At 73.6% G+C, this 25865-nt stretch carries 25 protein-coding genes; 10 read left to right on the top strand and 15 right to left on the bottom strand.

Translation table 11 applies throughout. The annotated features are described in order from the left end of the window. Positions 1 to 51: 51 nt before the first annotated feature. The 5 genes from COUCH_RS18505 to COUCH_RS18485 are packed head-to-tail and all read left to right on the top strand — an operon-like array spanning position 52 to position 5592. Complete coding sequence (locus COUCH_RS18505) at positions 52 to 2172, top strand: serine/threonine-protein kinase (protein ID WP_249613337.1); 2121 nt, start codon at positions 52 to 54, stop codon at positions 2170 to 2172. Continuing rightward, positions 2169 to 3131: a PP2C family serine/threonine-protein phosphatase gene (locus COUCH_RS18500; RefSeq protein ID WP_249613336.1), complete on the top strand. Its 963-nt coding sequence runs from the start codon at positions 2169 to 2171 to the stop codon at positions 3129 to 3131. The genes COUCH_RS18505 and COUCH_RS18500 overlap by 4 nt, the downstream gene beginning before the upstream one ends. Positions 3132 to 3140: 9 nt before the next feature. Next, entirely contained in the window at positions 3141 to 4406 is a 1266-nt protein-coding gene (locus COUCH_RS18495) for a vWA domain-containing protein (RefSeq protein ID WP_249613335.1), read from the top strand. Further along, entirely contained in the window at positions 4403 to 5098 is a 696-nt protein-coding gene (locus tag COUCH_RS18490) for an FHA domain-containing protein (RefSeq protein ID WP_249613334.1), read from the top strand. Before COUCH_RS18495 ends, COUCH_RS18490 begins: the two co-directional genes overlap by 4 nt. Before the next feature lie 53 nt (positions 5099 to 5151). Beyond that, positions 5152 to 5592 carry a DUF1707 SHOCT-like domain-containing protein gene (locus COUCH_RS18485; RefSeq protein ID WP_249613333.1) on the top strand — a complete coding sequence of 147 codons (441 nt, stop codon included), beginning with the start codon at positions 5152 to 5154 and terminating at the stop codon, positions 5590 to 5592. Positions 5593 to 5752: 160 nt separating this feature from the next. Here the strand turns inward: COUCH_RS18485 and COUCH_RS18480 are convergent, their stop codons facing one another. The 4 genes from COUCH_RS18480 to COUCH_RS18465 all read right to left on the bottom strand — a co-directional run bounded on the left by COUCH_RS18480 (position 5753) and on the right by COUCH_RS18465 (position 10703). Beyond that, positions 5753 to 7888 carry a glutaminase family protein gene (locus tag COUCH_RS18480; RefSeq protein WP_249613332.1) on the bottom strand — a complete coding sequence of 712 codons (2136 nt, stop codon included), beginning with the start codon at positions 7886 to 7888 and terminating at the stop codon, positions 5753 to 5755. 84 nt (positions 7889 to 7972) lie between these two features. Next, the gene (locus COUCH_RS18475; protein WP_249613331.1) at positions 7973 to 8764 is read right to left on the bottom strand and encodes an inositol monophosphatase family protein; all 792 of its coding nucleotides are present in this window, start codon (positions 8762 to 8764) and stop codon (positions 7973 to 7975) included. Next, the gene (locus COUCH_RS18470) at positions 8748 to 9716 is read right to left on the bottom strand and encodes a hypothetical protein (RefSeq protein ID WP_249613330.1); all 969 of its coding nucleotides are present in this window, start codon (positions 9714 to 9716) and stop codon (positions 8748 to 8750) included. Before COUCH_RS18470 ends, COUCH_RS18475 begins: the two co-directional genes overlap by 17 nt. Positions 9717 to 9785: 69 nt before the next feature. Then, the gene (locus COUCH_RS18465; RefSeq protein WP_249613329.1) at positions 9786 to 10703 is read right to left on the bottom strand and encodes an RNA polymerase subunit sigma-70; all 918 of its coding nucleotides are present in this window, start codon (positions 10701 to 10703) and stop codon (positions 9786 to 9788) included. A 23-nt stretch (positions 10704 to 10726) separates the two neighbouring features. Between COUCH_RS18465 and COUCH_RS18460 the strand changes: the two genes are divergently transcribed. Beyond that, on the top strand, positions 10727 to 11101 hold the full coding sequence (locus COUCH_RS18460; RefSeq protein WP_249613328.1) for a VOC family protein: 375 nt from the start codon (positions 10727 to 10729) through the stop codon (positions 11099 to 11101). 27 nt (positions 11102 to 11128) lie between these two features. On the opposite strand, the gene COUCH_RS18455 is transcribed toward COUCH_RS18460, so the two are convergent. Then, positions 11129 to 11941: a phytanoyl-CoA dioxygenase family protein gene (locus COUCH_RS18455; RefSeq protein ID WP_249613327.1), complete on the bottom strand. Its 813-nt coding sequence runs from the start codon at positions 11939 to 11941 to the stop codon at positions 11129 to 11131. Between the two features lie 60 nt (positions 11942 to 12001). Here COUCH_RS18455 and COUCH_RS18450 point away from each other — a divergent pair, with 60 nt between their 5' ends. Continuing rightward, on the top strand, positions 12002 to 13003 hold the full coding sequence (locus COUCH_RS18450) for a LacI family DNA-binding transcriptional regulator (RefSeq protein ID WP_249613326.1): 1002 nt from the start codon (positions 12002 to 12004) through the stop codon (positions 13001 to 13003). 147 nt (positions 13004 to 13150) lie between these two features. Here the strand turns inward: COUCH_RS18450 and COUCH_RS18445 are convergent, their stop codons facing one another. After that, positions 13151 to 15931 (bottom strand): DEAD/DEAH box helicase, encoded by a 2781-nt coding sequence (locus COUCH_RS18445; RefSeq protein ID WP_249613325.1) that lies wholly within the window; start codon positions 15929 to 15931, stop codon positions 13151 to 13153. A gap of 120 nt (positions 15932 to 16051) precedes the next feature. Here COUCH_RS18445 and COUCH_RS18440 point away from each other — a divergent pair, with 120 nt between their 5' ends. Then, positions 16052 to 16798, top strand: a complete 747-nt coding sequence (locus COUCH_RS18440; protein WP_249613749.1) for an HAD family hydrolase — start codon at positions 16052 to 16054, stop codon at positions 16796 to 16798. Positions 16799 to 16863: 65 nt separating this feature from the next. Here the strand turns inward: COUCH_RS18440 and COUCH_RS18435 are convergent, their stop codons facing one another. The 7 genes from COUCH_RS18435 to COUCH_RS18405 all read right to left on the bottom strand — a co-directional run bounded on the left by COUCH_RS18435 (position 16864) and on the right by COUCH_RS18405 (position 21820). Next, the gene (locus COUCH_RS18435) at positions 16864 to 17058 is read right to left on the bottom strand and encodes a hypothetical protein (RefSeq protein ID WP_249613324.1); all 195 of its coding nucleotides are present in this window, start codon (positions 17056 to 17058) and stop codon (positions 16864 to 16866) included. A gap of 71 nt (positions 17059 to 17129) precedes the next feature. Further along, positions 17130 to 18032: a diacylglycerol/lipid kinase family protein gene (locus COUCH_RS18430; RefSeq protein WP_249613323.1), complete on the bottom strand. Its 903-nt coding sequence runs from the start codon at positions 18030 to 18032 to the stop codon at positions 17130 to 17132. 26 nt (positions 18033 to 18058) lie between these two features. Further along, complete coding sequence (gene tatC, locus COUCH_RS18425; protein WP_249613322.1) at positions 18059 to 19021, bottom strand: twin-arginine translocase subunit TatC; 963 nt, start codon at positions 19019 to 19021, stop codon at positions 18059 to 18061. A 6-nt stretch (positions 19022 to 19027) separates the two neighbouring features. Further along, positions 19028 to 19393, bottom strand: coding sequence for a Sec-independent protein translocase subunit TatA (gene tatA, locus COUCH_RS18420; RefSeq protein ID WP_249613321.1), 366 nt, complete (start codon positions 19391 to 19393; stop codon positions 19028 to 19030). A 147-nt stretch (positions 19394 to 19540) separates the two neighbouring features. Beyond that, positions 19541 to 19831 (bottom strand): hypothetical protein, encoded by a 291-nt coding sequence (locus COUCH_RS18415; RefSeq protein ID WP_249613320.1) that lies wholly within the window; start codon positions 19829 to 19831, stop codon positions 19541 to 19543. A 10-nt stretch (positions 19832 to 19841) separates the two neighbouring features. Beyond that, entirely contained in the window at positions 19842 to 20828 is a 987-nt protein-coding gene (locus COUCH_RS18410; protein ID WP_249613319.1) for a helix-turn-helix transcriptional regulator, read from the bottom strand. Beyond that, a complete protein-coding gene (locus tag COUCH_RS18405; protein ID WP_249613318.1) occupies positions 20825 to 21820 on the bottom strand; it encodes a helix-turn-helix transcriptional regulator in 996 nt (331 codons plus the stop codon). Before COUCH_RS18405 ends, COUCH_RS18410 begins: the two co-directional genes overlap by 4 nt. A gap of 167 nt (positions 21821 to 21987) precedes the next feature. Between COUCH_RS18405 and COUCH_RS18400 the strand changes: the two genes are divergently transcribed. Continuing rightward, positions 21988 to 22971, top strand: coding sequence for a cation diffusion facilitator family transporter (locus COUCH_RS18400; RefSeq protein WP_249613748.1), 984 nt, complete (start codon positions 21988 to 21990; stop codon positions 22969 to 22971). Between the two features lie 10 nt (positions 22972 to 22981). Beyond that, positions 22982 to 24067 (top strand): DUF3866 family protein, encoded by a 1086-nt coding sequence (locus COUCH_RS18395; RefSeq protein ID WP_249613317.1) that lies wholly within the window; start codon positions 22982 to 22984, stop codon positions 24065 to 24067. Positions 24068 to 24259: 192 nt separating this feature from the next. On the opposite strand, the gene COUCH_RS18390 is transcribed toward COUCH_RS18395, so the two are convergent. Continuing rightward, on the bottom strand, positions 24260 to 24475 hold the full coding sequence (locus tag COUCH_RS18390; RefSeq protein WP_249613316.1) for a hypothetical protein: 216 nt from the start codon (positions 24473 to 24475) through the stop codon (positions 24260 to 24262). Between the two features lie 23 nt (positions 24476 to 24498). Then, entirely contained in the window at positions 24499 to 25857 is a 1359-nt protein-coding gene (gene pafA / locus COUCH_RS18385; RefSeq protein WP_199512992.1) for a Pup--protein ligase, read from the bottom strand. Positions 25858 to 25865: the final 8 nt, after the last annotated feature.

Below are 25865 nucleotides of genomic sequence, written 5' to 3'. Positions count from 1 at the left end.
CAGCGCAACTGCCCCGGGACCATTCAGGACGGTTACTGCGACACCTGCGGCATGGCCCCCGTGAAAACGCCCGTTCCTGCGCCGCAGCAGCGGGCGGCCACCGCCCCTTCGGTCCGCACGGCCGCCGTGTCCACGCGGACCGGCAGCTCGGCGCGCACCGGCAGCGCGCGGACGGGCACCCGCCGGCGCCGCTTCGGCGGTGGCCTGGTCGACGTCGCCCCGCTGGAGCCCCGCGACCCGGCGACCGCGGTGATGAGCGTGGCGGAGGTCCCGGAGGACAAGCGGTACTGCGGCAAGTGCGGCAACCCGGTCGGCCGCGCCCGCGGTGACCGTCCGGGGCGCACGTCCGGGTTCTGCCCCTCGTGCGGCGAGCCGTTCAACTTCACCCCGAAGCTCGGCAAGGGCGACCTGGTCGCGGGCCAGTACGAAGTGGTCGGCCCGCTGGCACACGGCGGTCTCGGCTGGATCTACCTGGCGGTCGACAAGAACGTCTCGGACCGCTGGGTGGTGCTCAAGGGCCTGCTCAACTCCGGCGACGAGGACGCGCTCGCCGCGGCGGTGGCCGAGCGGCGGTTCCTGGCCGAGGTCGAGCACCCCGGCATCGTACGGATCTACAACTTCGTCGAGCACGACGGCGCCGGCTACATCGTCATGGAGTACGTCGGCGGCGACTCGCTCAAGGACATCCTCAAGCAGCGCCGGGAACGCACCGGCGCTCCGGACCCGCTGCCGGTGGAGCAGGCGCTCGCGTACGTGCTGGAGATCATGCCGGCGTTCGCCTACCTGCACGACCGGGGTCTGATCTTCTGCGACTTCAAGCCGGACAACGTGATCCAGAGCGGCGACCAGGTCCGGCTCATCGACCTGGGCGGCGTGGTGCACGTCGACGACCTGGACGCCGCCCTGTACGGCACGGTCGGCTACCAGGCGCCGGAGATGGCCCGCACCGGCCCGTCCGTGCAGAGCGACCTCTACACGATCGGCCGGACCCTGGCCGTGCTCACCACCGACTTCCGCGGCTACCAGAGCACGTACAAGGAGAGCCTGCCCGACCGCGACGAGGTCGAGGTGTACCGGCGGCACGACTCGTTCCACCGGCTGCTGGCCCGCGCCACCCGCACCGACCCGGCCGAGCGGTTCGAGGACGCCGGCGAGATGGCCGAGCAGATGCTGGGCGTGCTGCGCGAGGTGCTCGCCGCCGGCGACGGCGAACCCCGGCCGGCGACGTCCCGGCTGTTCACCGGGGAGCTGCGCACCGACCCGCGCGGCGACGAGCCGCAGTGGCGGTACCTGCCGGCGCCGATGATCGACCTCGCCGACCCGGCCGCCGGGTTCCTCGCCTCGGTCACCGTCACCGATCCCCGCGAGGTGCTCGCGCTGCTCGGCAAGGCGCCCGAACACACCGTCGAGGTGCAGCTGCGGGCGCTGCGGGCGTACATCGACATCGGGCCGGACGCGTTCGGGCAGGCCGCGAAGCTGCGCGACGCGATCGCCGCGACGTTCGGGGCGGACTGGCGCATCGCCTGGTACGACGGCGTGCTGGCGCTCGCCGCCGGGGACTTCGGGCGCGCCGGGGAACGCTTCGACGCCGTCTATTCGGCGCTGCCCGGCGAGCTCGCGCCGAAACTGGCGCTGGCGCTGAGCCTGGAGCTGGCCGGGCGGCACGCGGACGCGGCGCGGCACTACGACGTCGTCAGCCGTACGGACCCCGCGTACACCACCGCCGCGACCGGGCTGGCCCGGTGCCGGCTGGCACTCGGTGACCGCGACGGGGCGGTCGAGGCGTACAACCGGGTGCCGGGCACGTCGGCCGCGCACCGCAGCTCCCAGGTCGGTGCGGTGCGCGCCCTCGTCCGCGCCGACCCCTCCGCGCGGGCCGACGTGGCCGCCCTGACCGCCGCCGCCGCGCTGATCGAGCGCCTGGAGATGGAGGCCGCCCAGCTGGCCGCGCTGCGCGCCGAGCTGCTGGAGCAGGCGTTGCGGGCGTTGGCCACGGGCGTCGCGGTGCCGGCCGCGGTGCTGGGCACGCCCGGCGACGGCACCGCCGGGGAACGTGACGTCCGGTTCGCGCTCGAGGCCGCGTACCGGGAGATGGCCCGGGCCGCGCACGGCCCGGAGCGGATCCGCCTCGTCGATCTCGCCAACGCCTCCCGACCGAGGACCCGCACATGACCGTTTCCCTGGAGTGCGCCGCGTGCGCCGACGAGCGGGCCGCCGGCGCCGCCTTCTGTGAGAGCTGCGGCCGCACCCTGGCCACCGGCTCCCCGGCCGGCGCGGGTCCGCGGTGCCCGGCCTGCGGGCCGGCCGGCGCGGTCGACGCGGACGGGTACTGCGGCACCTGCGGGATGCTCGCCGCGCGTCCTCGTGACCACGCCGAGGCGGACAGTTCGCCGGTGGCGGCCGCGGTCACCGACCGCGGGCTGCGCCACCAGCGCAACGAGGACGCGATGTGGCTGGCCGTGCGGGGCGCCGACACCGACGCCGTGGTCTGCGACGGGGTGTCCGCGTCGTACGACCCCGACGTGGCGTCCGCCGTCGCGGCGGAGGCGGCCGGCCGGGTGCTCGCCGCGGGTGGCGACGACCTCGCCGGCCGGGTCGCCGAGGCGATCACCGCCGCCGGGGACGCGGTGGCGGAGCTGGCCCGCACCGACCCGCGCCGGGCCGCGTCCAACCCGGCCTGCACGATCGTGGCGGCGTGCGTCCGCGGCACGGAGATCGGGTACGGCTGGGTCGGCGACAGCCGCGCGTACTGGGTGCCCGAGCGGGGCGACGCCCGGCAGCTGACCGAGGACGACTCGTGGGCCACGCACGCGATCGCGCTCGGCGTGGACCCGCAGTCGGCGTGGAACGACCCGAAGGCGCACGCCATCACCGCGTGGCTCGGCGCGGACGCCGGACCCGTCCGGCCGCGCACCGACACGCTGCGTCCCGGGGAGGCGGGGATGCTCCTGCTGTGCAGCGACGGGCTGTGGAACTACCTCACCGACCCCGCCGAGCTCGCGTCGACCGTGCGTGCCGCCGTACGCAAGGCACCTGATCTGATAGCTGCGGCCCGGACCCTGGTCGCCTTCGCGAACGAGGCCGGCGGGGCCGACAACATCACCGTCGTCCTGGTACCGATCCACCCGTAGGGAGAGCTCGTGGCATACACCGCCGAGGCGTTCCAGAACGAGTTCCTCGCGCTGGGCGCGACCGAGGTCAACGCGATCGTCACCGTCACGTCGTCCGGCGCGGAGGGCGGGCTGCGCACGGCCGGCGCGACCGAGATCATCATCGTGGACTGCTCCGGCTCGATGCAGGCCGAGGGCCGCATGATCGCCGCCCGGCAGGCCGCCAAGGCCGCCGTGAACTGCATCGACGACGGCGTACGCTTCGCCATCGTCGCGGGCGTCAGCACCGCGCAGCAGCTCTTCCCGGCGCCCGGGCAGCTGGCCGTGGCGACGCCGGAGACCCGCGCCCAGGCGGTGCACGCGATCGACCGGCTGCAGGCCAACGGCGGGACCGCGATGGGCGCCTGGCTCAAGCTGGCCCACCAGCTCTTCGCGCAGCGCCCCGGCGACATCCAGCACGCGATCCTGCTGACCGACGGCGAGAACGGCGAGTACAAGGGCTACCTGGAGAGCGTGCTGCAGGAGATCGGCGGCTCGTTCACCTGCGACTGCCGGGGCGTGGGCACCAACTGGACGGTCTCCGAGCTGCGCAAGATCGCCACTGCGATGCTCGGCACGGTGGACATCGTGGCCCGCCCGCAGGACCTGGCCGCGGCCTTCGAGCAGATGATGACGGCCGCGATGGGCAAGACCAGCGCCGGCGTGCAGCTCAAGGTCTGGACGCCGGTGAACTCCACGATCCGCTTCGTCAAGCAGGTCGAGCCGCAGATGGTGGACCTGACCGGCAAGCGCAGCGAGGACGGGCCGCGGGCCGGCCGCTACCCGCTGGGCTCGTGGGGCTCGGAGAGCCGCGACTACCACGTCTGCGTGGACGTGACCGCGGGCGCGGCCGGCGACGAGATGCTCGCGGCGCGGGTGTCCGTCGTGGAGGGTGACGTCGCGCACGCCCAGTGCCTGGTCCGCGCGGTGTGGACGGACGACGCGGCGCTGTCGGCGCGGATCAACCGCCAGGTCGCCCACTACACCGGCCAGGCCGAGCTCGCGGACGTCATCCAGGCCGGTATCGAGGCCCGCAAGGCCGGCGACGACCGTACGGCGACGCTCAAGTTCGGCCGCGCGGCGCAGCTGGCGCACCAGAGCGGCAACACGGCGACCGAGGAGCTGCTGTCCACCGTCGTGGAGATCGAGGACGCCGCGACGGGCACGGTACGGCTGCGGCGCAGGATCGAGGCGGCGGACGAGATGGCCCTGGACACCCGCTCGACCAAGACCGTACGGGTGGGGCGCGGCCAGTGACCACGTACGCCTGCCCCAAGGGTCACGTGTCGGCCACCGACGACTTCTGCGACACGTGCGGCGCCCGCATGTCCGGCGCCGCCCCGGCCGGCACCGCTTCCCCGGCCGGCACCGCTTCCCCGGCCGGCACCGCTTCCCCGGCCGGCACCGCTTCCCCGGCCGCAGGCCCGGGCGCGTCGGGGACCGCCGGGCCGGCGTGCCCGCACTGCGCAGCGCCCCGGGCCGGCACCGGACGGTTCTGCGAGGACTGCGGCTTCGACCACCACACCGGCAAGATCCCCGCGCTGGGCGGGCCCGGCGAGCCGGTACCGGCCTGGACGGCGACGATCACCGCGGACCGCGAGTACTTCGAGGCCAACGCGATCGAGGGGGTCGGCTTCCCGGCCGAGACCCGTACCCGCACGATCACGCTGCCGTCCCCGCAGGCCCGCATCGGCCGGCACAGCACCTCGAAGGGTACGAGCCCGGAGATCGACCTCGCCGACGACGACCCGGGCGTCTCGCACGCCCACGCGCTGCTGACGCTGAGCGTCGACGGGGTGTGGCTGCTGACCGACCTCGGCTCGACCAACGGCACGTACGTCAACGACGAGCAGAAGCCGCTGACCGCGGGGCACAGCCGCGGGCTGGCCGACGGGGACCGGGTGCACGTGGGCGCCTGGACGACGATCACCCTGCACGCACCGGCCTGACCTGCTCGATTCCGCCCCGCCGACGGTAGCCGGCGGGTTACGGTCAGCCCGCGATGAGGGACGAGCGCATCGGTACGGTGCACCGCACCCAGGTGATCGACCTGTTGAACCAGGCGCTCACCGAGGGCAGCCTGCCCGAGTCCGACTACGACGCCCGGATCGTCGCGGTGGGCTCGGCCACGTACGCCTCCGACCTGCTCGCCCAGGTCCAGGACCTGCCGCCGCGCCTGCAGTGGGACCCGCGCAACGCCGCTCCCCCGGCGCCGCCGGACCGCAACGCGGGGCGGGGCGCGCTGATCCTCGGCCTGATGGCGGTGCCGCTGTCGTTCTGCCTGATCGGCGGCATCCTCGGCGTCGCGGCGATCGTGCTGAGCACGCGCGGCCGCGGGGCGCACGGGGTCGGGCCGGCGCTGATCGGCCGGGTGCTCGGCATCGTCAGCGTGGTCCTCACCATCGGCGCGGTCGCCGCCCTCGTCGTCGCCGCGCGCTCCTGAGCAGCCCGCCAGGACGAGGCGCCCACCTCGCCCGCGCGGAGCCGCGCTGCCCGCACGGACCCGCACCGCCCGCGCGGGGCCGCACCGTCCGCACGGACCCACACGAGCCGCACCGCCCGCCCGAGCCGCGCCGCCCGCGCCGGCCGCCCGGGCGAGCGGCTCAGAGGGTGAGCAGGGCGAAGAACCCGCCCACCACCGGGCGCGCCTGGAAGCCCTGCTGCCGGTTCGCCACCACGTCGTACCAGTCGGTCAGCGGCACCCGCTGGCCGGTGGTGTCCGCGAACCGGTACAGCCCCGCGATGAGCGCGTCCCGTACCTCCGCGTGGTCCTTGAGCCACGCCGCAGTCCACATCTCCCAGTCCGCCTTGGTGTACGTGTGCCGGATGTCGAGCGGGATCCCGTCCGTGGCCACCCGTTGCAGGTACCACTCCGCCTCGAGCTGCTGCACCGACGCCGGCACGAGTCCCAGCTTCAGCAGCGAGTCGGCGTACCCGTTGTACTTCAGGCTCCACGTGCCGTCCCGGTCGTACGCGAGCTTGAGGTGCTTGCCCGAGGAGTCGAGCGCCATCCGTTCCCAGTCGGCGATGTAGCCGCGGGCGGTGGACAGGTAGCGCGCCGCGTCCGCGGTCTTGCCCGCGGCGGTCGCGACCGTGCTCATGGCGCCGATCCCGATGATGCCCTTCAGGGCGAGGTTGACGCTGTGCGCGATGAAGCCGGTGAAGTCGTCGGTCTGGTTCTGCAGGTCCGGGTCGAGCGCGTTGCCCACCAGGTAGTCGGCCCACTGCTGCAGGATCGGGTAGTGCGCGGTCGCGTACGCCTCACGCTCGGCCTTCGGGACGCGGGCGAGGTATCCGGCCACCATGACGAGCATGTTGGCCGACTCCTCGACCGGCATGTCCTCCTCGCCCTCGCCGGACAGGTGCCCGTCCGCGTTCGGGTAGTGGGCGCCGAGGTCGTGCGGGGCGAAGACCTTCGGGAAGCCGCGCTTCTCCACGTAGTCGAGGACCGGCGCGAGGATCAGCCGCAGGTACTGCGGGTCGGCGTACAACCACACCGGCATCGACGGGTACGTGACGTCGACGGTCTGCATGTTGCCGTTGCTGGAGATCTCCTTGAGGAACGCCCACGGCTCGCCGTTGCGGCTGACCAGGTCGGTGGCCGCGTACGCCTGCCGGAACGCCAGCGCGCACAGGGCGGCGTACTCGGGACCGCCGGCCCGGACGGCGTCGCGTTCCACCTTCTCGTCGAGCCGGGCGCAACGCGCGACGGCGGCCGCGTGGTCGCGGTGGAACTCGGCCACCATGTCCGTCCACTTCGGCCAGTACGTCTTCCACAGCGGGGGCAGCTGCTCGCCGAGGTAGCTGACGGTGGGCTCACGCAGGTGCCCGATGCTCACCACGAACGGCTCGGAGGCACGGCGGGTGACCGTACCCAGAGATCCGTTGAAGGCGAAGACCGGGTAGCGGTCGTTGATCCGCCGGGGTTTGTCCTGGTCGACGGTGTTCACCAGGGTGTGCTGCGTGGCGATCTGGCGGCGCACGTCACCGTCCGCGCCGATCTGCCAGGTGAGGCCGGAGCGGACCGGGCTGGAGAGCACGATCGTGCCCCACTCGGCGGTGTCGCCCCGCTCGCCGAGAACGTCCGGCGCGGACTGCCGGTACGACAGCGTGACTACGTCCGCGGCGGTCTGCTGCTCCCAGGTGATCGAGCGGCCGGCGTCGCCCGAGGCCCACTCGCCGGAGATGTCGACGTAGACCGACACGTCGTGCGGCCGGCCGTCGAGGCTGCGCGCGCTGACCGCGAGGTAGCTCAGCGGCTGCGACTGCCGGCGCAGGTCGCCGGGGGTGACCGGGGACAGGAACGTCACGGTCAGCTCGACGCCGGCCTGCTCCAGCACGAACTCCGACTTCGTCGCGGTGACCGTCAGCGAGGTCTGCCGCATCGTCGCGAACGGGTAGTCGCCGGGCCCGGACGGCGACCCCATGAACAGGTACGGCGTGCCGTCCACTGTGGCCAGCCCGGTCATGGCCGTCACCCGGCCGGTCCAGAACGTCGGCCAGCTGCCGGGCAGGTTGTCCGCGGCAAGCCAGGTGCTCAGGTACGGCGACCGCACGGCGAGCGGCACGGCGGGCGGGCGGATCGCCGCAGCCCGGCGCCCGGCCCCCACTGCGCTCGAGGCGCCGGCGGCGACCGGGCCCGCGGCCGCGGCCGGGGTGGCGCTCGGCAGCACCGGGCTCAGCGCGAGGCCCGCTCCCGCCGTGCCGCCGAGCTGGAGCAGACGTCTCCGAGATGCCATGTCCGGACCTCCCCGCCGAGTCATTCAACACCGTGAATCTAGTGCAGGTGTGTCCGAACAGGAAGGTCCCGCGTACGGATATGTTCATCCATGTTCGGGCCAGAGGACCGCGTGGGCCCGGTTCCACAGGCCCGGGCTGCGGGCGAAGAGCGAGGTGCCTGCCCGGGGGCCGCGGATGCCGTCCACGCCGCCGTACGCGCCGCCCGCCTCGGTGACGATCAGCGACGTGGCGGCGAAGTCCCAGATCTGCCCCCGGGTCTGCACCGCCAGGTCGAGGCCGCCGCTCGCCACCAGCAACGGGGCGTGCACGTCCCAGTCGGCCACGGCGGCCCGGGCGGCCAGTGGCGCGGCGATGCGGCGGTCGCTGTCGAGGTAGTTGGGCGGCGCCGGGACCACGCCCAGCCGGCTGCCGTCGAGCACGTCCGGGCGGCCCGTGGCGACGGTGATGCGCTGTTCCGCCGTACCGTCGAGCCGGGAGCGGTAGGCGCCGCCGCCGCGGCGCGCCCACCAGAGCGTGCCCTGCGCCGGGACCGCGGCGACCGCGGCGACGACGTCGCCCTCCTCCTCGAGGGCGACCAGCACGAGCCACCGGTCGTCCCCGGCGACGAACTGGGCGGTGCCGTCGATCGGGTCGACGATCCACCGGCGGGCACCCGAGCCGGCCGCGCCGCCCTCCTCGCCGAGGACGGCGTCGGCGGGCCGCTCGGCGACGAGCACCGCGCGGATCGCCGCTTCCGTCTCCCGGTCCGCGACGGTGACCACGCTGCCGTCGGGCTTCACCTCCCGGCGCAGCTCGGCGAGGGCCGCGAAGTGCCGCAGCGCGACGGCCGCCCCCGCGAGGGCGGCCGTCCGGGCCAGATCAAGATCGCTCTGCACGGATCTCATCCTGCCGCGCCCCGGCCCCGCGGGCGACGCCGCGCGCTTCCCAGACGAGCAGCGCGACCGCGCACAGGGCGAAGAACGCGTGGCTGACCGGGGTGACGACCGCGCCGCCGCCGGCGAGCGGCTGCGTGGTGAAGCTGTGCCAGGCGTACGTGAGCAGTCCACCGGCCGCCGCCGCGAGCCGGTGCCGGCCGTCCCAGCCGTCGCGCCGCGACCAGCCCAGGATCGCCGCCGTCACGATGAGGAACGCGGCCAGCATCGCCGGTACGCCGGCCGCGTCGGGCAGCCACTTGGTGCTCATGAAGAGCGCGCCGCCGGCCAGTGTCACGCCCAGCACGACCCACGGATCGGGCGCCGCTCCCCCGCGGCGCGCACCGGACGGCACCAGGAACGCCGCGACGACCAGCAGCGCCACGATGACGAGCACGGCCGCGAGCTTGGGCCAGGGAGCGATGTACTGATCCATTCCGTACGAGGCCATCGTCGTGCCGAACGCGCCGAGGGCGAACAGCGCGCACCCGACGACCAGGCCGGGCGTCCGCAGCCACGGCGTCGTACGGCGGCCGCTCACCTCCTCGACCAGCGCGACGGGCACGGTGATGCTCCAGACGTTGTGCAGGGCGAGCACGTAGAGCGTCCACGGGACGGCGATCCCCAGCGCCGGCACGAAACCCTGGTCGAGCAGGTGCGCGTCGGCGTAGTCGGGGTTGAACAGCGACTGCGTGGTGATGCCCTCCTCGAACAGCCCGTACGCGAGCGCGAGCAGCACGATCGTCGGCCAGCCGCGCCCGGTGCGGCGGGTGACCTCGCGGATGACCAGGGCGGCGCCGCCGTACATCGGGGCCAGCAGCAGCAGGAACGGCAGCATCGTGACGGTGAAGTCGCCGAGGAGGAACTCGGCGACCAGCGGCGACAGGAAGAACAGCGCGACGGCGGGGGCTCTCATGACATCCATCGTGGAGCGTCGCGTACGCGAGTCCCTGAGCCGTCCGTCATCGACGCCCCGTGACAGATGTCAGCCGGGACGACCCCACGCGGCCGGGTCCTCGTCGAGGTACGTCGAGATGCCGGTGACCCGCCCGTGCGCCACCTCGAAATGCTGCAGGGCGAACGGCACGTACGCGCCACCCGGCCCGGCCGGCCGCTCCTGCCAGAACGCCGTGGTGCCGTTCGCGGCGACCGGAACCAGCCGGGCACCCCGGCACGGGCCGCCCGCGACCTCCAGGACGAGCCGGATCTGCTCACGCCCCCGCAGCCACCAGGCGAACGGCGGCATGGACATCGTGGCGTCCTCGTGCAGCAGGGCCACCATCGCGGCCACGTCGTCCCGCTCGAAGGCCCGGCAGTAGCGCTCCAGCAGCTCGCGCCCGGCGTCGTCGAGCGGCGCGCCGGTGTCCTCGCGGCGGATCGTGGCGCGGGCCCGCTGCAACGCGCTGGTCACCGACGGGACGCTGGTGTCCAGCAGCCCGGCGACCTCGTCGGCGTGCCATCCGAGCACGTCCCGCAGGATCAGCACGGCCCGCTGCCGGGGCGACAGCCGCTGCAACGCGGCGACGAAGGCCAGCCGCACCGACTCGCGGCGGACGATCAGCTCGGCGGGGTCCGCACCGGCCGGCAGCACCCGGCAATCGGCGACCGGCCGGACGAACGCGGACCGCGGCAGCGCCTCGCCGAGCGGGGCGCCCGCCTCGGCGGCGGGTCCGAGGTCGACGGCGTGGGCCCGGCGCCGGGCACTGCGCAGCATGTCCAGGCAGACGTTCGTGGCGATCCGGTACAGCCAGGTGCGCAGCGAGCCCCGGCCGGCGTCGAACCGGTCGGCGTGGCGCCAGGCCCGCAGCAGCGTCTCCTGCACGGCGTCCTCCGCCTCGCCGGGGCACCCCAGCATCCGGTACGCGTACCCGGTGAGCTCGACCCGGAAGATCTCCGCCTGCACGAGGCCGAGACTACAGTCGCCGCATGCATCGAAGCCGCCTCTACGGTCTGTTCATCGACACGCCGGATGCCGAGCCGGCCGCGGACTTCTGGTCGGCGGCGCTCGGCGTCCCGGCCCGTACGGACCCGGGCGAGGAGCAGTTCCTCATGCTCCGGGGCGCCTTCCCGGCCCTCGAGATCGGCGTGCAGCGGGTGGACGACGCGCCGCGCTACCACGTCGACATCGAGACCGACGACGTGGACGCGGAGACGGCCCGGCTGATCGCGCTGGGCGCCGTGGAGGTGAACCGCTGGCTCGGCTGTCGCATCCTGCGGGCGCCCGGCGGTCATCTGCTCTGCGTGGTCCCCGTGCACAGCACGCCGGAGCTGTTCGACGCCGAGGCCCGCACCTGGCCGTGAGGCGGCCCCGGGCCACGCCCGGCGGGCTCACGCCTCGCCCATCACCAGGCCCTCGATGGTGTGCTTCTGGGTGATGGGGGTCAGCACGTCCACGACCGGGCAGTGCAGGTGGTCCCTGACCTGTTGCGGCAGCGTCTCCCAGTACGCCCGGGTCACCGCCGTGTCGTGCTTCTCGCCGTTGACGCCGCCGGGGGCGTCCACGCCGAGGACCAGCACCGGCCGGGACTGCTGCGACTCGTTGCGGGTGCCACGGTGGATGGTCAGCGCCGAGCGGGCCGAGATGTCGCCCCGCTTCGGGTACTTGCGGACGGCGCGCTCCTCGTAGCGGGGGTAGTGCGACTTCGGCGGGAACATGCCGTGCTCGAACTCGGGCGAGTCGTCGAACTGGGTGCCCGGCGCGATCTCGAACGGGCCCATGTCCTCCTCGGTGTCCACGGCCGTGAGGTTGAACGCCAGCGAGTCCAGCGTGCGCCGGGTACGGGTGACCTCCGGCATCGGGAAGTCGCGGTGCCACGGCTGGTTGACCGCGCCGGCGAACGGGATGTCGAAGCCGAGCTCGACGATCTGGTACTGCGGGCCGAGCACCGCCTCGCACACCGCGGTGACCCACGGGTGGGTGACGAGGTCGACGAAGCCGCGCATCTGCTCGGGGTGGATCTCGACGTAGTAGCGCTTGGGGCCGCGGCCGACGGCGCCGCCGGGCCGCTCGATGGCCTCGGCGAAGGCCTTCTCGATGTCCTCGCGCATGGTGTCGGCCCACTCGGCGCTGAACGCGCCCTTGCACGCGGTGATGCCGTCGTCGTAGATCGCGGCCCTGGCTGCAGCTCCTGCATCGCTCATGCCGTCGATGATTGCAACGTTGCATGCCACGTTGCAAGAGATGCCGGTAAGGTTTTCACCATGAGCGCGAGCCTGCGGCAGGTGGCCGAGCGAGCCGGCGTGTCCATCCGTACGGTGTCCAACGTGGTCAGCGGCTTCGCGCTGGTGGCCCCCGAGACCCGGGCCCGGGTGCAGGCCGCGATCGACGAGCTGCAGTACCGCCCCAACGCGGCGGCCCGGCACCTGCGCGGCGGCCGCTCCGGCCTGGTCGCGCTGGCCATCCCGGAGATCGCCTCGCCGTACTTCGGGGAGCTCGCGGGCCTGCTCGTCGACGAGGCCCAGAAGCGGTCCTGGATGCTGCTCGTCCAGCAGACCGGCGGGGACGCCGGCCACGAACGGAGCCTGCTCGACGGCGTCCGCGGCCAGGTCGTCGACGGCCTCGTCCTGAGCCCGTGGGCGCTGGCACCGCGCGAGCTGCGCCGCCGCCCGGACGCCGTGCCGCTGGTCCTGCTCGGTGAACAGGACGCCGACGGCCTGCTCGACCACGTCGCGGTCGACAGCGTGGCGGCGGCCCGCGACGCCACCGCGCACCTCCTCGCGCAGGGCCGCACCCGCATCGCGGCGATCGGCCCTCAACCGCACCTCGAGAACGGCACGGCGGCCCGGCGCGTCGAGGGCTACCGCAAGGCTTTGGCGGAGGCCGGCCTGCCCGCCGACCCGCGCCTGGAGATCCCGGTGGAACGCCTGCACCGCGAGGACGGCGCCGCCGCGATGCGCCGCTTGATCCGGGACGGCCCCGAGGCCGACGCGCTCTTCTGCTTCAGCGACCAGCTCGCCCTCGGCGCGATGCAGACCGCCCTGCGCCACGGCCGCACGATCCCGGACGACCTCGCGGTGATCGGCTTCGACGACATCGAGGACGGCCGGTACGCGACCCCGGCACTGACCACGATCTCGCCGGACAAGGCGGCGATCGCCCGCGAAGCCCTCGCCTGCCTGGCGGACCGGCTCGGCGGCGACCCGGCCGCCCCGGCCCGGCGGATCGTCATCCCCCACCGGCTGGTCGTCCGCGACAGCGCCTGACCCGCCGCCCGGCCCTGCCGCCCGGCCCGGCCCTGCCCGGCTCTGGCCCTGCCCGGCTCTGGCCCTGCCCGGCTCTGGCCCGGCCCTGCCCGGCTCTGGCCCTGCCCGGCTCTGGCCCGGCCCGGCCCGGCCGCGGTCCGGCGCCGGTCAGAGGGCGGTCTGGTAGGCCAGCACCCCCCGGTTGATCGCCGTCATCGCCTTGCGGGCCGCCTCCCGCACTCCCGGCGACGCCGACGACGCGTCCTTGAGCTGCGTGAGCAGGTCCAGCACCTGCCGGGCCCAGCGCACGAAGTCGCCCGCCGGCATGTCCGACTCGTAGTTGTGCCCGCTGGCCAGCACCCGGGCGAGCGGCTCGCCGCGGGCCCAGCGGTAGATCGGCCAGACGAAGCCCGGGTCGGGTTCGCGGGTCAGCGACAGCCCGTGCGCCGCCTCCTGCGACTCGATCTCCGCCCACAGCTTCTGGCAGGCGTCGACCGCCGCGGTGGTGGCGCCCTTGGGCACCGAGGCCCGTTCGTCGCCCTCGCGCCGGGACTCGTACAGGACCATGGACACCGCCGCCGCCAGCTCGTCGGGCTCGAGGCCCTCCCAGACGCCGCGGCGCAGGCATTCCGCGACGAGCAGGTCCGCCTCCGTCCAGATGCGGCCCAGCATCCGTCCCGGTTCGGTGACCTCGCCGTCCGGGGACAGGTAGCCGCGCTCGGTGAGCACCGCGCAGACCTGGTCGAACGTCTTGGCCAGCGATCCGGTGCGCCCGGCGACCTTGTCGCGCAGCGCCTCGGTGTCGCGCTCCAGCCGGTGCCGGCGCTCGGCCCAGCGGGCGTGCTCCTCGCGGTCCGGGCAGGCGTGGCACGGGTGCTGGCGCAGCTGCACCTTGAGCAACGCGATCTCCGCGTCCTCGCCGGGCACGCCGCGGCTGCGCCCGCGCCGGCCGCCGGCCCGTTCGTGCCGGTCGAGCCCGGTGGCGCTGATCGACGCGGCGAGGTCGCGGCGGGCGGCGGGCGAGCGCGGGTTGAAGTGCTTGGGAACCCGGATGCGGTCCAGGACCTCGACCGCGCCCGGGAAGTCGGCGGGGCTGACCCGGCCGGCCCAGCGGTCCTGGGTGAGCACCAGCGGGCGCGGCTCGCCGAACCCGCCGGTGGGCGGCTCCAGCACCACGGCGAGGCCGGCCCGGCGGCCCTGCGGCACCCGGATGACGTCGCCCACGCGCAGCTTCTCCAGCGACGACACCGCCGCCGCCCGGCGCTGCGACGCACCCTGGCGGGCCAGGGCCTTCTCCCGGTCGGCGATCGCGACGCGGATGCCGAAGTACTCGTCGAAGTCGCCGTGGTGGCAGGCGGCGTCCTGCCCGTACGTCTGCATGGTGTCGACGTTGCGCTGCACCTGGCGGGCCAGCCCGACCACCGACCGGTCCGCCTGGAACTGCGCGAACGACGACTCGAGCAGGTCACGCGACTTGTCCGCGCCCACCGAGCCGACCAGGTTGACCGCCATGTTGTACGAGGGACGGAAGCTGGACCGCAACGGGTACGTCCTCGTGGACGCGAGCCCGGCGACGTGCCGCGGGTCCACCTCGGGGCTCCACACCACCACGGCGTGGCCCTCGACGTCGATGCCGCGCCGCCCGGCCCGGCCGGTGAGCTGCGTGTACTCCCCCGGCGTCAGGTCCACGTGGGCCTCGCCGTTGAACTTGACCAGGCGTTCCAGCACCACGCAGCGGGCCGGCATGTTGATGCCCAGCGCGAGGGTCTCCGTGGCGAACACCGCCTTGACCAGGCCCCGCACGAAGCACTCCTCCACGGCCTCCTTGAACGCGGGGAGCATGCCCGCGTGGTGGGCCGCGACGCCGCGCTCGAGGCCGTCGAGCCACTCCCAGTAGCCGAGCACCGACAGGTCCTCGGCCGGGATGCTCGCGACCTTCGCCTGGGCGATCTCGCGGATCTCGGCGCGCTCCTCGGGCCCGGTCAGGCGCAGACCGCCGGCCAGGCACTGCTGCACGGCGGCGTCGCAGCCGGCGCGGCTGAAGATGAACAGGATCGCGGGCAGCAGCCCGGCACGGTCGAGCCGGTCGACCACCTCGGCCCGCGGCGGTCCCTGCCAGCGGCGGGGCCGGCCACCGCGGCCCTGCCACCCCGGGCCGGCGGCGCGGTCGGTGAGCTCCAGCCGGCGCAGCATCTCGCGGGTGTAGCGCAGCAGCTCCGGGTGCACGTCGTGCTTGCGGGCCGCGTCGGCGTCGTGGAACAGGTCGAACATGCGCCGGCCGACGAGCATGTGCTGCCACAGCGGCACGGGCCGGTGCTCGCTGACCACCACCTCGGTCTCGCCGCGGACGGTCACCAGCCAGTCGGCGAACTCCTCGTAGTTGCTGACCGTGGCGGACAGGGAGACCAACGTGACGGAGGCGGGAAGGTGGATGATCACCTCTTCCCAGACGGCGCCGCGGAACCGGTCGGCGAGGTAGTGCACCTCGTCCATCACCACGTACGCCAGGCCCTGCAGGCTCGCCGAGCCCGAGTAGAGCATGTTGCGCAGCACCTCGGTGGTCATCACCACCACCGGAGCGTCGCCGTTGATCGCGTTGTCACCGGTCAGCAGGCCGACGTGCTCGGCGCCGTACCGCTCGACGAGGTCGTGGTACTTCTGGTTGGACAGCGCCTTGATCGGGGTGGTGTAGAAGCACTTCCGCCGGGTGCCGGAACCGTCGGCGCGCAGCGCGAGGTGCACCGCGAACTCCCCGACCACCGTCTTGCCGGCGCCGGTGGGCGCGCACACCAGCACGCCGCTGCCGCGCTCCAGGGCCTCGCAGGCCTGCCGTTGGAAATCGTCCAGGTCGAAGCCGACGTCCAGCATGAAGTCGTCGAGGGCCGGGAACTCGGCCACGCGGGCCGCCCGCCTCTTCGACTCCGCATAACGTTCGGCGGGGCTCGTCATGACCACAAGGCTAATGCGTGGGTCTGACACAACGGCGGTCATGGCTCGCCGGGCGCCCCGGCGCCACGCCGGGGCCGGCGAGCACGGCGGTTGCCGACGGGACCGTCGCGGCGGCTGGGTATGGTGCACGGCGTGCCGGATGCCGCCGAATCGACCGCTTTCCCGTCGCGCCGCCAGGTCGACGCCGTGCTCTTCGACTTCCACGGCACGCTGGCCCAGGTCGAGGACCCGGTCTCCTGGGTGACGGCCGCCGCCGCGGCCTGCGGCGCCGAGCTCGACCGCGGCCGCGCGACGATCCTGGCCGACCGGCTGGTCACCGCCGGGCGCGCCGGCGGCCCGGTGCCGCGCCGGGTGCCGATCCACCTCGCGGAGCACTGGGCGGACCGTGACCTGTACGAACACAGCCACCGCGCCGCCTACACGGGCCTGGCCGCCACCGTGGCCGACGACGTGGACGGCCTGCCCGACGCCCTGTACGACCGGCTGCTCGACCCGGCGGGCTGGCTGCCGTACGCGGACACCGAGCCCACCCTGCGCACCCTGCAGGACGCGGGCATCAAGGTGGGTGTGGTGAGCAACATCGGCTTCGACATCCGGCCGCACTTCGCCGCGTGGGGGCTGGCCGGGCTCGTGGACGCGTACGCGCTCTCGTACGAGATCGGCCGCACCAAGCCGGACCCGGCGATCTTCCTGCGGGCCTGCGGCATGCTCGGCGCGGACCCGGAACGCACGCTGATGGTCGGCGACACCCCGGCCGACGCGGGCGCGGTGCAGGCCGGCTGCGCGGCCCTGGTCCTGCCGGCGGCGGAGCCGGGCCGCTCGAACGGCCTGAGCGCGACCCTCGCCCTGGCCGGCTGCGCAGCCTGACCCAGAGCCGCCGCGCCTGCTCAAGGGCGGCCGCCCGCTTGGTCAAAGGCAGCCGCGCCGCCGGCTCAGAGGTAGGTGTCGACCAGCGTGCCCAGCGTCGCGGAGACGCTGCGGATCGGCTGCTGCTCGTCCGACGCGGCCACGTGGTCGGCGATGGTCGCTTCGCCGCCGGACTCCGGCGCCTTCTTGGTGGCGGCCGCGTCGGCGGAGCCGAGGTACGCCTGCGAGAGCACGCTGGAACTGAGCGACCCGACCGACATGCTGCCTCCTCGAGGATGACGCCGCTTACCCCTCCCCGTTCGGCGCGCCGGCCCGGCCGCTGACACCGGGATCAGAGCAGCAACCGTACGGCTCCCGGCTCGCAGCCGACGTCGAGCGGCAACGCGGCGATCCGTTCGCCGTCGGCGTACCCGACGATCCCGGGCGCGTCGATCCGCACGCGCCGGGCCCGGAAGCTGTGCACCCGCGGGTCGCTCACGTGGGTGCCGCGCCGCAGGCGGGGCTTGAGCCGCACGAGCGCACCCCGCCCGAGCCGCCCGGCGATCACGACGTCGAGCAGCCCGTCGCCGGGGTCGGCGTCCGGGCAGATCCGCATCCCGCCGCCGTAGCTGGGGCAGTTTCCGACCGCGACGAGCACCCCGGTGAAGCTGTGGTCGGCGCCGTCGATCTCCAGCGTGTAGGGCCGCGCCCGCAGCCGGGCCATCTCCAGCATGATCGCGAGGTCGTAGCGGCGGGGTCCGCGCGGCCACCGCATCCGGTTGGCGCGCTCGTTGACGACCGCGTCGAACCCGGCGGCCAGGACCGCGGCGAACCAGCGCACGTCACCCGCCGCGGTGGTCACCCTTGCAAGATCAACGGCACGGTCCCGCCCGGCACGTAACGCTGCGGCGATCGCCTCCGCGGCCTGCAGAGGATCCGACGGTACGCCCACAGCCGCCGCGAAGTCGTTGCCGGTGCCGGCGGGAACCACCCCGAAGCCGGCCGGCGTCCCCGCCACGGCCTGCAGCGCCCGGTGCAGGGTGCCGTCCCCGCCCACCGCGACCAGCGCCGTGACACCCTCGGCGACCGCCCGGTGGCAGAGCTTCTCGGCGTCCTCGGCGGTCCGGGCGTCCAGCACCCGCACCGGCCGCCCGCCGGCGCCGAGCCGATCGACGATCCCGGACAGCAGACCGCGGTGCCGGCCGCGCCCCGCCTGGGGGTTGGCCAGCACCGCGATGTCGTCTCTGCCGCTCACAGCCGCCGAATGTACCGGCCGGCGGGTCAGGTCATGTCGTCGAAACGGCTCTCCAGGGGCAACGGTTTCGCCACGGGCTCGGGCGACTCCACCGGGGCCGGCGCGTCGACCCGGTCGGACACGCCCACCGGCACGCGTTCCTCCTCCAGCGGCGAGATCTGGTCGTCGTCGAGGTCGCCGTAGATCTCCTTGCCGCGGCCCTTGCGCTTGTCGTTGATCGCCGCCACCCCGACCGCGATCAGGTACAGCAGGACCATGCACGTCGCGAGCAGCGTCATGCCGAACGGACCCGGGTCTGGCGTGGCGATCGCGGCGAACGCGAACGACAGGAAGACGACGACGCGCCACCAGCTCATCAGGCGCCGCGCGCTGACCACGCCGGTGAAGTTGAGCATGAGGAGCACGAGCGGGAACTCGAAGGCCGCGCCGAAGATCAGCAGCATGTTCGTCACGAAGCCGACGTACGCGCTGACCTCCAGCTGCGTCGTCACGCCGAGGATCCCGGCCTTCTGGATGAACGCCAGGCTGTGCTTGACGACGAAGTACGCGAGAGTGACGCCGCCGACGAACAGCGGCGCCGCGATGCTGACGAAGACGTACGCCCACTTGCGCTCGTGCCTGTGCAGGCCGGGGGCGACGAACGCCCACAGCTGGAACATCCAGACCGGCGAGCCGACGATGAGGCCGACCCACAGGGCGATCTTCAGCTTGACGATCAGCGGGTCGACGACCCCGAGCACGACGAAGTTGCAGACCCGCTCGCCCTTGGAGTTGATGATCCAGGAGCTGTCCAGCGAGCAGTACGGCTCCCGCAGGATGTCGAAGACCCACTCGGAGATGAGGAAGCCGACGATGAGGCCGGCGACGATGCCGATCGCCGCCCAGAAGAGCCGGTTACGCAGCTCCCGGACGTGGTCGATCAGGGTCATCGAGCCGTCGGCGGCCTGCTGGAACTTGCTCGGCCCCTGACGGCGCAGGGAGATGGCCATGGTGCGTCAGCGGTCGTTGGTGCGCTGCACGGGGTCGACGTACGGCTGGGCCGGCGGCTGCTGCGGCTGCTGCTGGAACGGCTGACCCGGCTGCTGGTACGGCTGGCCCGGCTGCTGCTGGTAGCCCTGCTGCTGGTAGCCGGGCTGGTAACCCTGCTGGGCACCGTTCGGCGGCAGCGGCTGGTGCGAGAACTGCGGCTCGGCCTTCTCGGCGACGGTGTTGTCGTCGTCCACGAGGCCCTTCGTCTCCGCCTTGATGATCCGCAGCGACCGGCCCAGGGACCGGGCGGCGTCCGGCAGGCGCTTCGCGCCGAACAGCAGCACGAGCACGACAACGAAGACGGCGATGTGCCATGGCTTGAGGGCGCCCATGGGAAACTCCAGTCGGTTGGATCAGGGTGCTTCAGGACGGTGCGGGGTCCATCGTACGTGTGGTTGTTGCGAGTGACCCCTGCCGGACCTGTTTGTTTGGCCGCCGGTCCGAGGAATTTTCGGACAACGCGCCGGGAACGCCGCACGCTACCACGACAGCCCGGCCTTCTGTGAAGAGTGTTTACCGTGCGGCTCCCCGCGCCCGGCCTTGATGATGGCGACCTGCTCCTCGGCGATGGCCGCCCGCTCCTGCAGCTCCGCCACGGAACGCTCCAGCGCCGCCGCGCCGGCCTGCAGCTTCTCGGCCTGCTCCCGGCGCAGCAGCAGCCGCCGCATCGCCCGGTCCAGCGCCGACAGGCGACCGACCACGGTCATCACCGCCGCCCCGAGAACGACGAGCCCGAGCACGACGACCCCCACCACGATCCACGTCACCATGGCGGACACTCTAAGCCTTTCCGGTCACCGGGGCCGCGTACTGGTCCAGGGCCAGCGCGGCCTGCTCGCGGATGCGCTCGACCAGGGCGGCCGGGCCGACGACTGTCACGTCGGAACCGAGGCCCAGCAGCAGCCGCTGCGCCCAGCCCAGGTCGGTCACGCGCATCGTCACGACCCACTCGTCGCCGTCGCGCCGGACCTCCTCGCACGGGTAGTACTCGGTGATCCAGCGGCTGCCGCGCCCGACGCGCACGGTCACCAGCGGCAGGTCCTGGCCGGGGTGGAACACGCCGTCGGTCACGTCGTGCGGGACCGCGCGGGCCGGCGGGGCGGCCGGCTCGTCCAGCTCGGTGAACGCGTCGATGCGGTCGAGGCGGAACAGCCGGGTGCCCTCGGCGCGCCGGCACCAGGCCTCCAGGTACGCGCGGTTGCCGACCATCAGCACGCGCATCGGGTCGACGATGCGCTCGGTGGTCTCGTCGCGCGCGGGCGTGTAATAGGTGATGCGCATGGCGTGGCGGCGCTCGACGATCCCGCGGATGGCGTCCACGCGCTGCGTGTTGGCGGGCAGGCGGACGGCCACCGGCGCGTCGGCGAGATCCCCGGCGGCGTTCTCGATCTTCGCGAGGGCCCGCTCGATGGCGTCGCGGGAGCCGATGCCGGGTGTCTCGGCCAGCATCCGCAACGCCACCACCAGCGCGAGCGCCTCGTCCGGGTTGAGCCGCAGCGGCCGGTCGATCCCCGCGTCGTAGGTGATCGTGACCCGGTCCCCGTCGAGCGCCATGTCGATCAGGTCGCCGGGCCCGTACCCGGGCAGCCCGCAGACCCACAGCAGCTCCAGGTCCTCGCGCAGCTGGCGCTCGCTGATCCGGAAGTCGGCGGCGGCCTCGGCCACCGCGATGCCCGGGCGCGCCAGCAGGTACGGCACGAGGTTGAGCAGCCGCCCCAGCCGGTCGGCCGACGCGCGGCCCGCGGGGGTGCGCTGCTGCGGGGTCACGACACGGCTCCCGCGGCGGCCGGCTCGTGCCGGGCGACGACCTCCTTGAGCTGCTGGATCACGGCCTCACGCAGCTCCGGCGGGCCGTCCGCGCGCACGTCGGCGCCGTACCCGACCAGCCGCGAGGCCAGCCACTCGACGTCCGAATACGGGATCGTCAGCCGGTCGCCGTCGGGCCCGGGCACCGTCTCGACGGCCAGCCGCCGCAGCCCCGCGGCCCGCCCGGGGCGGACGCGAACGGTGGCCCGGCCGGTGCGCTCCGTCGGGCCCGACCAGCGGGCGACGTGGCTGATCAGGTCGACGTCCGCGGGCGGCGTGAACGCGCCCTCCGGGCCCACGGCGCGCACCGAGCCGACGATGCGGGACAGCCGGAAGCAGCGGGTCGCGTCCCGGTCACGGTCGTGGCCGACGACGTACCAGCGGCCCTGCCAGCACACCACGCCCCACGGCTGCAGACGCCGGCTGGACGGCTCGTCCACCTCCGGTACGCGATAGGAGAACGTCACCGCGCGCCGGGCCCGCGCCGCGGCGGTCAGCGGGCCGAACGCCGGGTCGACGGTGACCACCGGCTCCACCCCGAGCGTGGCCTGCGGGTCCACCTCGACGCCGGCGGCGCGCAGCTTGGCCAGCCCGGACGACGCGGCGGCCGCCAGACCGGCGTGCTGCCACAACCGCGCGGCGATGCCCACGGCGGCGGCCTCGTCCGGCTCGAGCGGGATGTCGGGCAGCGCGTACTCACGGTGGGCGATCCGGTAGCCGTGCTCGGTGTCGAAGGCGCTCGCCAGTCCGGTCTCCAGCGGCACGCCCAGCTCCCGCAGCTCGGCCTTGTCGCGTTCGAACTTGCGCTGGAACGCCTCGTGGTCGCGCGGGTCCTCGGGGTCGTGCTCGTACCCGGGCACGGTCGCGGCGATCTGCGCGGCGGTCAGGAACCGTCGCGTGGACAGCAGACAGATCACCAGGTTCACCAGGCGCTCGGTACGGGTCCGCGACACGACCGAAACGCTAGCAGCCCAGCGCGGATGTGGCGGCATCCGCGGCCCGCGGGCGGTTATCTGTATCCGACAAGGGGAAGTCTGCTCGCGTGACCGAGACTCCCCGCACCGACGTCTCCCGGGACGACCCCGCCGCTGCCCCCGTGGGCCTGGCCGCCGCGGCCGCGCTGCCGGCCCCCGCCGAGCCGGGCGCCGGGGGCGGTCCGGAGAACGAGAGCGTCGGCACCGTCATCGTCGCCGGGCTCGCCAACCTGGTCATCGCCGCCGCCAAGTTCGTCGCCGGCCTGATCTCCGGCTCCGCCGCGATGCTCTCGGAGGCCGCGCACTCGCTGGCCGACACGGTCACCGAGGTGTTCCTGTTCGTCGCCCTGCGCCGCGGCGGCAAGCCCGCCGACGAGGAACACCCCTTCGGGTACGGCAAGGAGAGCTTCGTCTGGGCGTTCATCGCCGCGCTGTTCACGTTCATCGGCGGCGCCGGGTTCTCCATCTACCACGGCGTGACGACGATCATCAGCGGCGAGCACAGCGGCCACTACCTGATCTCGTACATCGTGCTCGCGGTCTCGTTCGTGGCCGAGGGCACCTCCTGGCTGAAGGCGCAGCGGCAGGTGAAGGGGGAATCGGAGCGCTGGGGCATCAGCAAGCGCCGCTTCCTGCGGCTCACCTCGGACACCACGGTCAAGGCCGTCTACTTCGAGGACTCCGCGGCGCTGATCGGCCTGCTGCTCGCCGCCGCCGGCATCGGGCTGGCGCAGCTGACCGGCTCCGAGACCTGGGACGGCATCGCTTCCATCCTGATCGGTCTGCTGCTGCTCGTGGTCGCCACGGTGCTGGCCCGGGCCAACGTGTCGCTGCTGGTCGGCCGCGCGGTGCCGCGCCGCATGCACAACCAGATCGCCGACGACCTCGCCGCCCTCGACGTGGTGACGGCCGTGCCGACGCTGCTCACCATGCAGCTCGGCCCCGGCGAGATCCTCGTCGCCGCGAAGGTCGACTTCGAGGACCACATCACCGGCGGCCAGATCGAGGAGGCCTCCGACGAGGCCGAACGGCGGCTGCGGGCCCGGTACCCCGGGATCCGCTACGTCTTCCTCGACCCGACGCGCGGACGGGCGGGCCTCAACCACCGCGACGGCGGGGTGGACCTATAGGGTCGCCGCCATGGTGCGCTGGCGGTCGGGAATTGTCTCTTCGGTACGACGACAGTGGCGCGGAGCCGTCGAGCTGGAGGTCGCCACCGACGACGGCCCGCTGAAGGCGCTCGCGTACCCCGACCTGACCGGCGCCCCGGAACCCGGCGACCGCGTCCTGCTCAACGTGGGCGCGCTCGTCATGGGCCTCGGCACCGGCGGGTACGCGCTGGTGGTGGCCCTGCCCGACCGGCTGCCCCCGGACCCGGCCGGCGACGGCACCTCCCGCGACGCAGGCCACCTGGTCAAAGCGCGCTACACGCCGCTGCAGGCCATCCGGCTGGGCGTCGACGAGGAGGCGTCCCCGCACCGCGAGGCGATGGCCGCCGCCGAGAGCCTCGACGACATGCCCGTGGTCACGGCGGATCTGCACTCCGCGCTGCCGGCCGTCCTCGCCGGCATCCACGCCGACCGCCCGGACGCCCGCGTCGCGTACGTGATGACCGACGGCGGCGCGCTGCCGGCCTGGTTCTCCCGCACCCTGCACGGCCTGCGCGACCACCTCGCCGGGACGGTCACCACCGGCCAGGCGTTCGGCGGCGACCTGGAGGCGAGCACGGTCCACACCGGGCTGCTGGCGGCCCGGCACGTCCTGCACGCCGACGTGGCGATCGTCGCCCAGGGCCCCGGCAACCTGGGCACGGGCACGACGTGGGGCTTCTCCGGGGTGGCGCTCGGCGAGGCGGTGAACGCCATCGTCGCGCTCGGTGGCCGTCCGGTGGGCTCCCTGCGCATCTCCGACGGCGACGCCCGTCCCCGCCACCGCGGCCTGTCCCACCACAGCCTCACCGCGTACGGAAAGGTCGCGCTCGTCCCCGCCGACCTGCCGGTCCCCGACGACCTGGCGGCGGACCTGGCCAAGGAGGTCACCGACGCGCTCGCGCCGCTGGCGACGCTGCACCGCATCGTGGAGGTCGCGACGCACGGCCTGGACGCGGCGCTGCTGGAGAGCCCGGTGAAGCTGTCGACCATGGGCCGCGGCCTGGCGGAGGACCACGCCTACTTCGTGTCCGCCGCGGTCGCCGGCCGGCACGCGGCGTCGCTGCTCGCCCCCTGAACGGCCGGGCCGGCATCCCACCGGCTGGCTTCCGCCGCCGACGCGGCTCGTTTCCTGGCCGGCCCACCCAGCACGCCGCCGGCTGGTTTCGCCGCTGGCGCGGCTCGTTTCCTGGCCGGGCCCACCCGGCACGCCGCCGGCTGGTTCTCGCCGCCGGCGCGGCTTGCTTCTTGCCCCGGGCGCGCCCGGCGGTCAGGACGAGTAGATCAGCCAGGCCCAGGCGAGCAGCATCGCGGCGACGCCCACCGCCATCACCCACGTCGGGACCCGGTGGTCGCCCTTGCGGTTGCGGGCGATCTCGCTGCGGATCCGCTCGCGGCGGCGCCCGGCGCGCGCCCGCAGGATGTCGTCGAGGCTGCGCCCGCGCTTCTCCGCGGGCGGCTGCTGGCCGGGCTCGTGCGTCGTCATGGCCCGACCAGCCTAGCCCCTCGTCACATGCTGGCGATCAGCCGCTCGACCCGTTCGTCGTACGCCCGGAACGGGTCCTTGCACAGCACCGTGCGCTGCGCCTGGTCGTTCAGCTTGAGGTGCACCCAGTCGACGGTGAAGTCGCGGCGCTTCTCCTGGGCGTGCCGGATGAACTCGCCGCGCAGCCGGGCGCGGGTGGTCTGCGGCGGCGTCTCCTTCGCCTCGAAGATCTCCAGGTCGTTGGAGATGCGGTCGACCTGCTTGCGCTTCTCCATCAGCGCGTACAGGCCGCGGCCGCGGCGCACGTCGTGGTACGCCAGGTCCAGCTGGGCGATCCGCGGGTGCGACATCGGGATCTCGTGCTTGGCCTGGTAGCGCTCGATCAGCTTGTACTTCGACACCCAGTCGATCTCGCGGGAGACGGGGTCGAGGTCGCCGCTCTCGATCGCCGAGAGCACCCGGCCCCACAGCTCGACGACCCGCTTGGCGGTCTGGTCGCCGCCGCGGCGCTCGACGAACTCGGTCGCCTTCGCGAGGTACTCCTGCTGGATCTCGAGGGCGCTGACCTCCTTGTTGTTCGCCAGCCGGATCTTGCGGCGGCCGGTGACGTCGTGGCTGACCTCGCGGATCGCCCGGATCGGGTTCTCCAGCGACAGGTCGCGCATGACCACGCCGGCCTCGATCATCCGCAGCACGATGTCGGCGCTGCCGACCTTGAGCAGCGTGGTGACCTCGTTCATGTTGGAGTCGCCGACGATGACGTGCAGGCGCCGGTACCGTTCGGCGTCGGCGTGCGGCTCGTCGCGGGTGTTGATGATCGGCCGGCTGCGGGTGGTGGCGCTGGAGACGCCCTCCCAGATGTGCTCGGCGCGCTGCGAGAGGCAGAACACCGCGCCGCGCGGCGTCTGCAGGACCTTGCCGGCGCCGCAGATCAGCTGCCGGGTGACCAGGAACGGGATGAGGACGTCGGCGAGCCGGCCGAACTCCCCGTGGCGCGACACGAGGTAGTTCTCGTGGCACCCGTACGAGTTGCCGGCCGAGTCGGTGTTGTTCTTGAACAGGTAGATCTCCCCGGCGATCCCCTCGTCGTGCAGCCGCTTCTCGGCGTCGACGAGCAGGCCTTCCAGGATGCGCTCACCGGCGCGGTCGTGGGCGACGAGATCGGTGACGCTGTCGCACTCGGGGGTCGCGTACTCGGGGTGGGAACCGACGTCGAGGTAGAGACGGGCACCGTTGCGGAGGAAGACGTTGCTGCTGCGTCCCCAGGACACCACTCGGCGGAACAGGTAGCGGGCCACCTCGTCCGGAGACAGCCGCCGCTGCCCCCGGTAGGTGCACGTGACTCCGTACTCGGTTTCGAGGCCGAAAATTCGCCGTTCCATGTCGAAAC

The organism is Couchioplanes caeruleus (assembly GCF_023499255.1).
In the GTDB taxonomy this organism is placed as follows: domain Bacteria; phylum Actinomycetota; class Actinomycetes; order Mycobacteriales; family Micromonosporaceae; genus Actinoplanes; species Actinoplanes caeruleus_A.
Note: the sequence above shows the minus strand (reverse complement) of the source record. Positions and strands in the feature narration are given on the sequence as shown.

Coding starts and splice junctions, on each gene's coding strand:
- COUCH_RS18505 (WP_249613337.1), top strand. CDS start 52: ATGGCCCCCGTGAAAACGCCCGTTCCTGCGCCGCAGCAGCGGGCGGCC.
- COUCH_RS18500 (WP_249613336.1), top strand. CDS start 2,169: ATGACCGTTTCCCTGGAGTGCGCCGCGTGCGCCGACGAGCGGGCCGCC.
- COUCH_RS18485 (WP_249613333.1), top strand. CDS start 5,152: ATGAGGGACGAGCGCATCGGTACGGTGCACCGCACCCAGGTGATCGAC.
- COUCH_RS18480 (WP_249613332.1), bottom strand. CDS start 7,888: ATGGCATCTCGGAGACGTCTGCTCCAGCTCGGCGGCACGGCGGGAGCG.
- COUCH_RS18470 (WP_249613330.1), bottom strand. CDS start 9,716: ATGAGAGCCCCCGCCGTCGCGCTGTTCTTCCTGTCGCCGCTGGTCGCC.
- COUCH_RS18460 (WP_249613328.1), top strand. CDS start 10,727: ATGCATCGAAGCCGCCTCTACGGTCTGTTCATCGACACGCCGGATGCC.
- COUCH_RS18455 (WP_249613327.1), bottom strand. CDS start 11,941: ATGAGCGATGCAGGAGCTGCAGCCAGGGCCGCGATCTACGACGACGGC.
- COUCH_RS18450 (WP_249613326.1), top strand. CDS start 12,002: ATGAGCGCGAGCCTGCGGCAGGTGGCCGAGCGAGCCGGCGTGTCCATC.
- COUCH_RS18445 (WP_249613325.1), bottom strand. CDS start 15,931: ATGACGAGCCCCGCCGAACGTTATGCGGAGTCGAAGAGGCGGGCGGCC.
- COUCH_RS18440 (WP_249613749.1), top strand. CDS start 16,052: ATGGTGCACGGCGTGCCGGATGCCGCCGAATCGACCGCTTTCCCGTCG.
- COUCH_RS18435 (WP_249613324.1), bottom strand. CDS start 17,058: ATGTCGGTCGGGTCGCTCAGTTCCAGCGTGCTCTCGCAGGCGTACCTC.
- tatC (WP_249613322.1), bottom strand. CDS start 19,021: ATGGCCATCTCCCTGCGCCGTCAGGGGCCGAGCAAGTTCCAGCAGGCC.
- tatA (WP_249613321.1), bottom strand. CDS start 19,393: ATGGGCGCCCTCAAGCCATGGCACATCGCCGTCTTCGTTGTCGTGCTC.
- COUCH_RS18415 (WP_249613320.1), bottom strand. CDS start 19,831: ATGGTGACGTGGATCGTGGTGGGGGTCGTCGTGCTCGGGCTCGTCGTT.
- COUCH_RS18395 (WP_249613317.1), top strand. CDS start 22,982: ATGGTGCGCTGGCGGTCGGGAATTGTCTCTTCGGTACGACGACAGTGG.
- COUCH_RS18390 (WP_249613316.1), bottom strand. CDS start 24,475: ATGACGACGCACGAGCCCGGCCAGCAGCCGCCCGCGGAGAAGCGCGGG.
- pafA (WP_199512992.1), bottom strand. CDS start 25,857: ATGGAACGGCGAATTTTCGGCCTCGAAACCGAGTACGGAGTCACGTGC.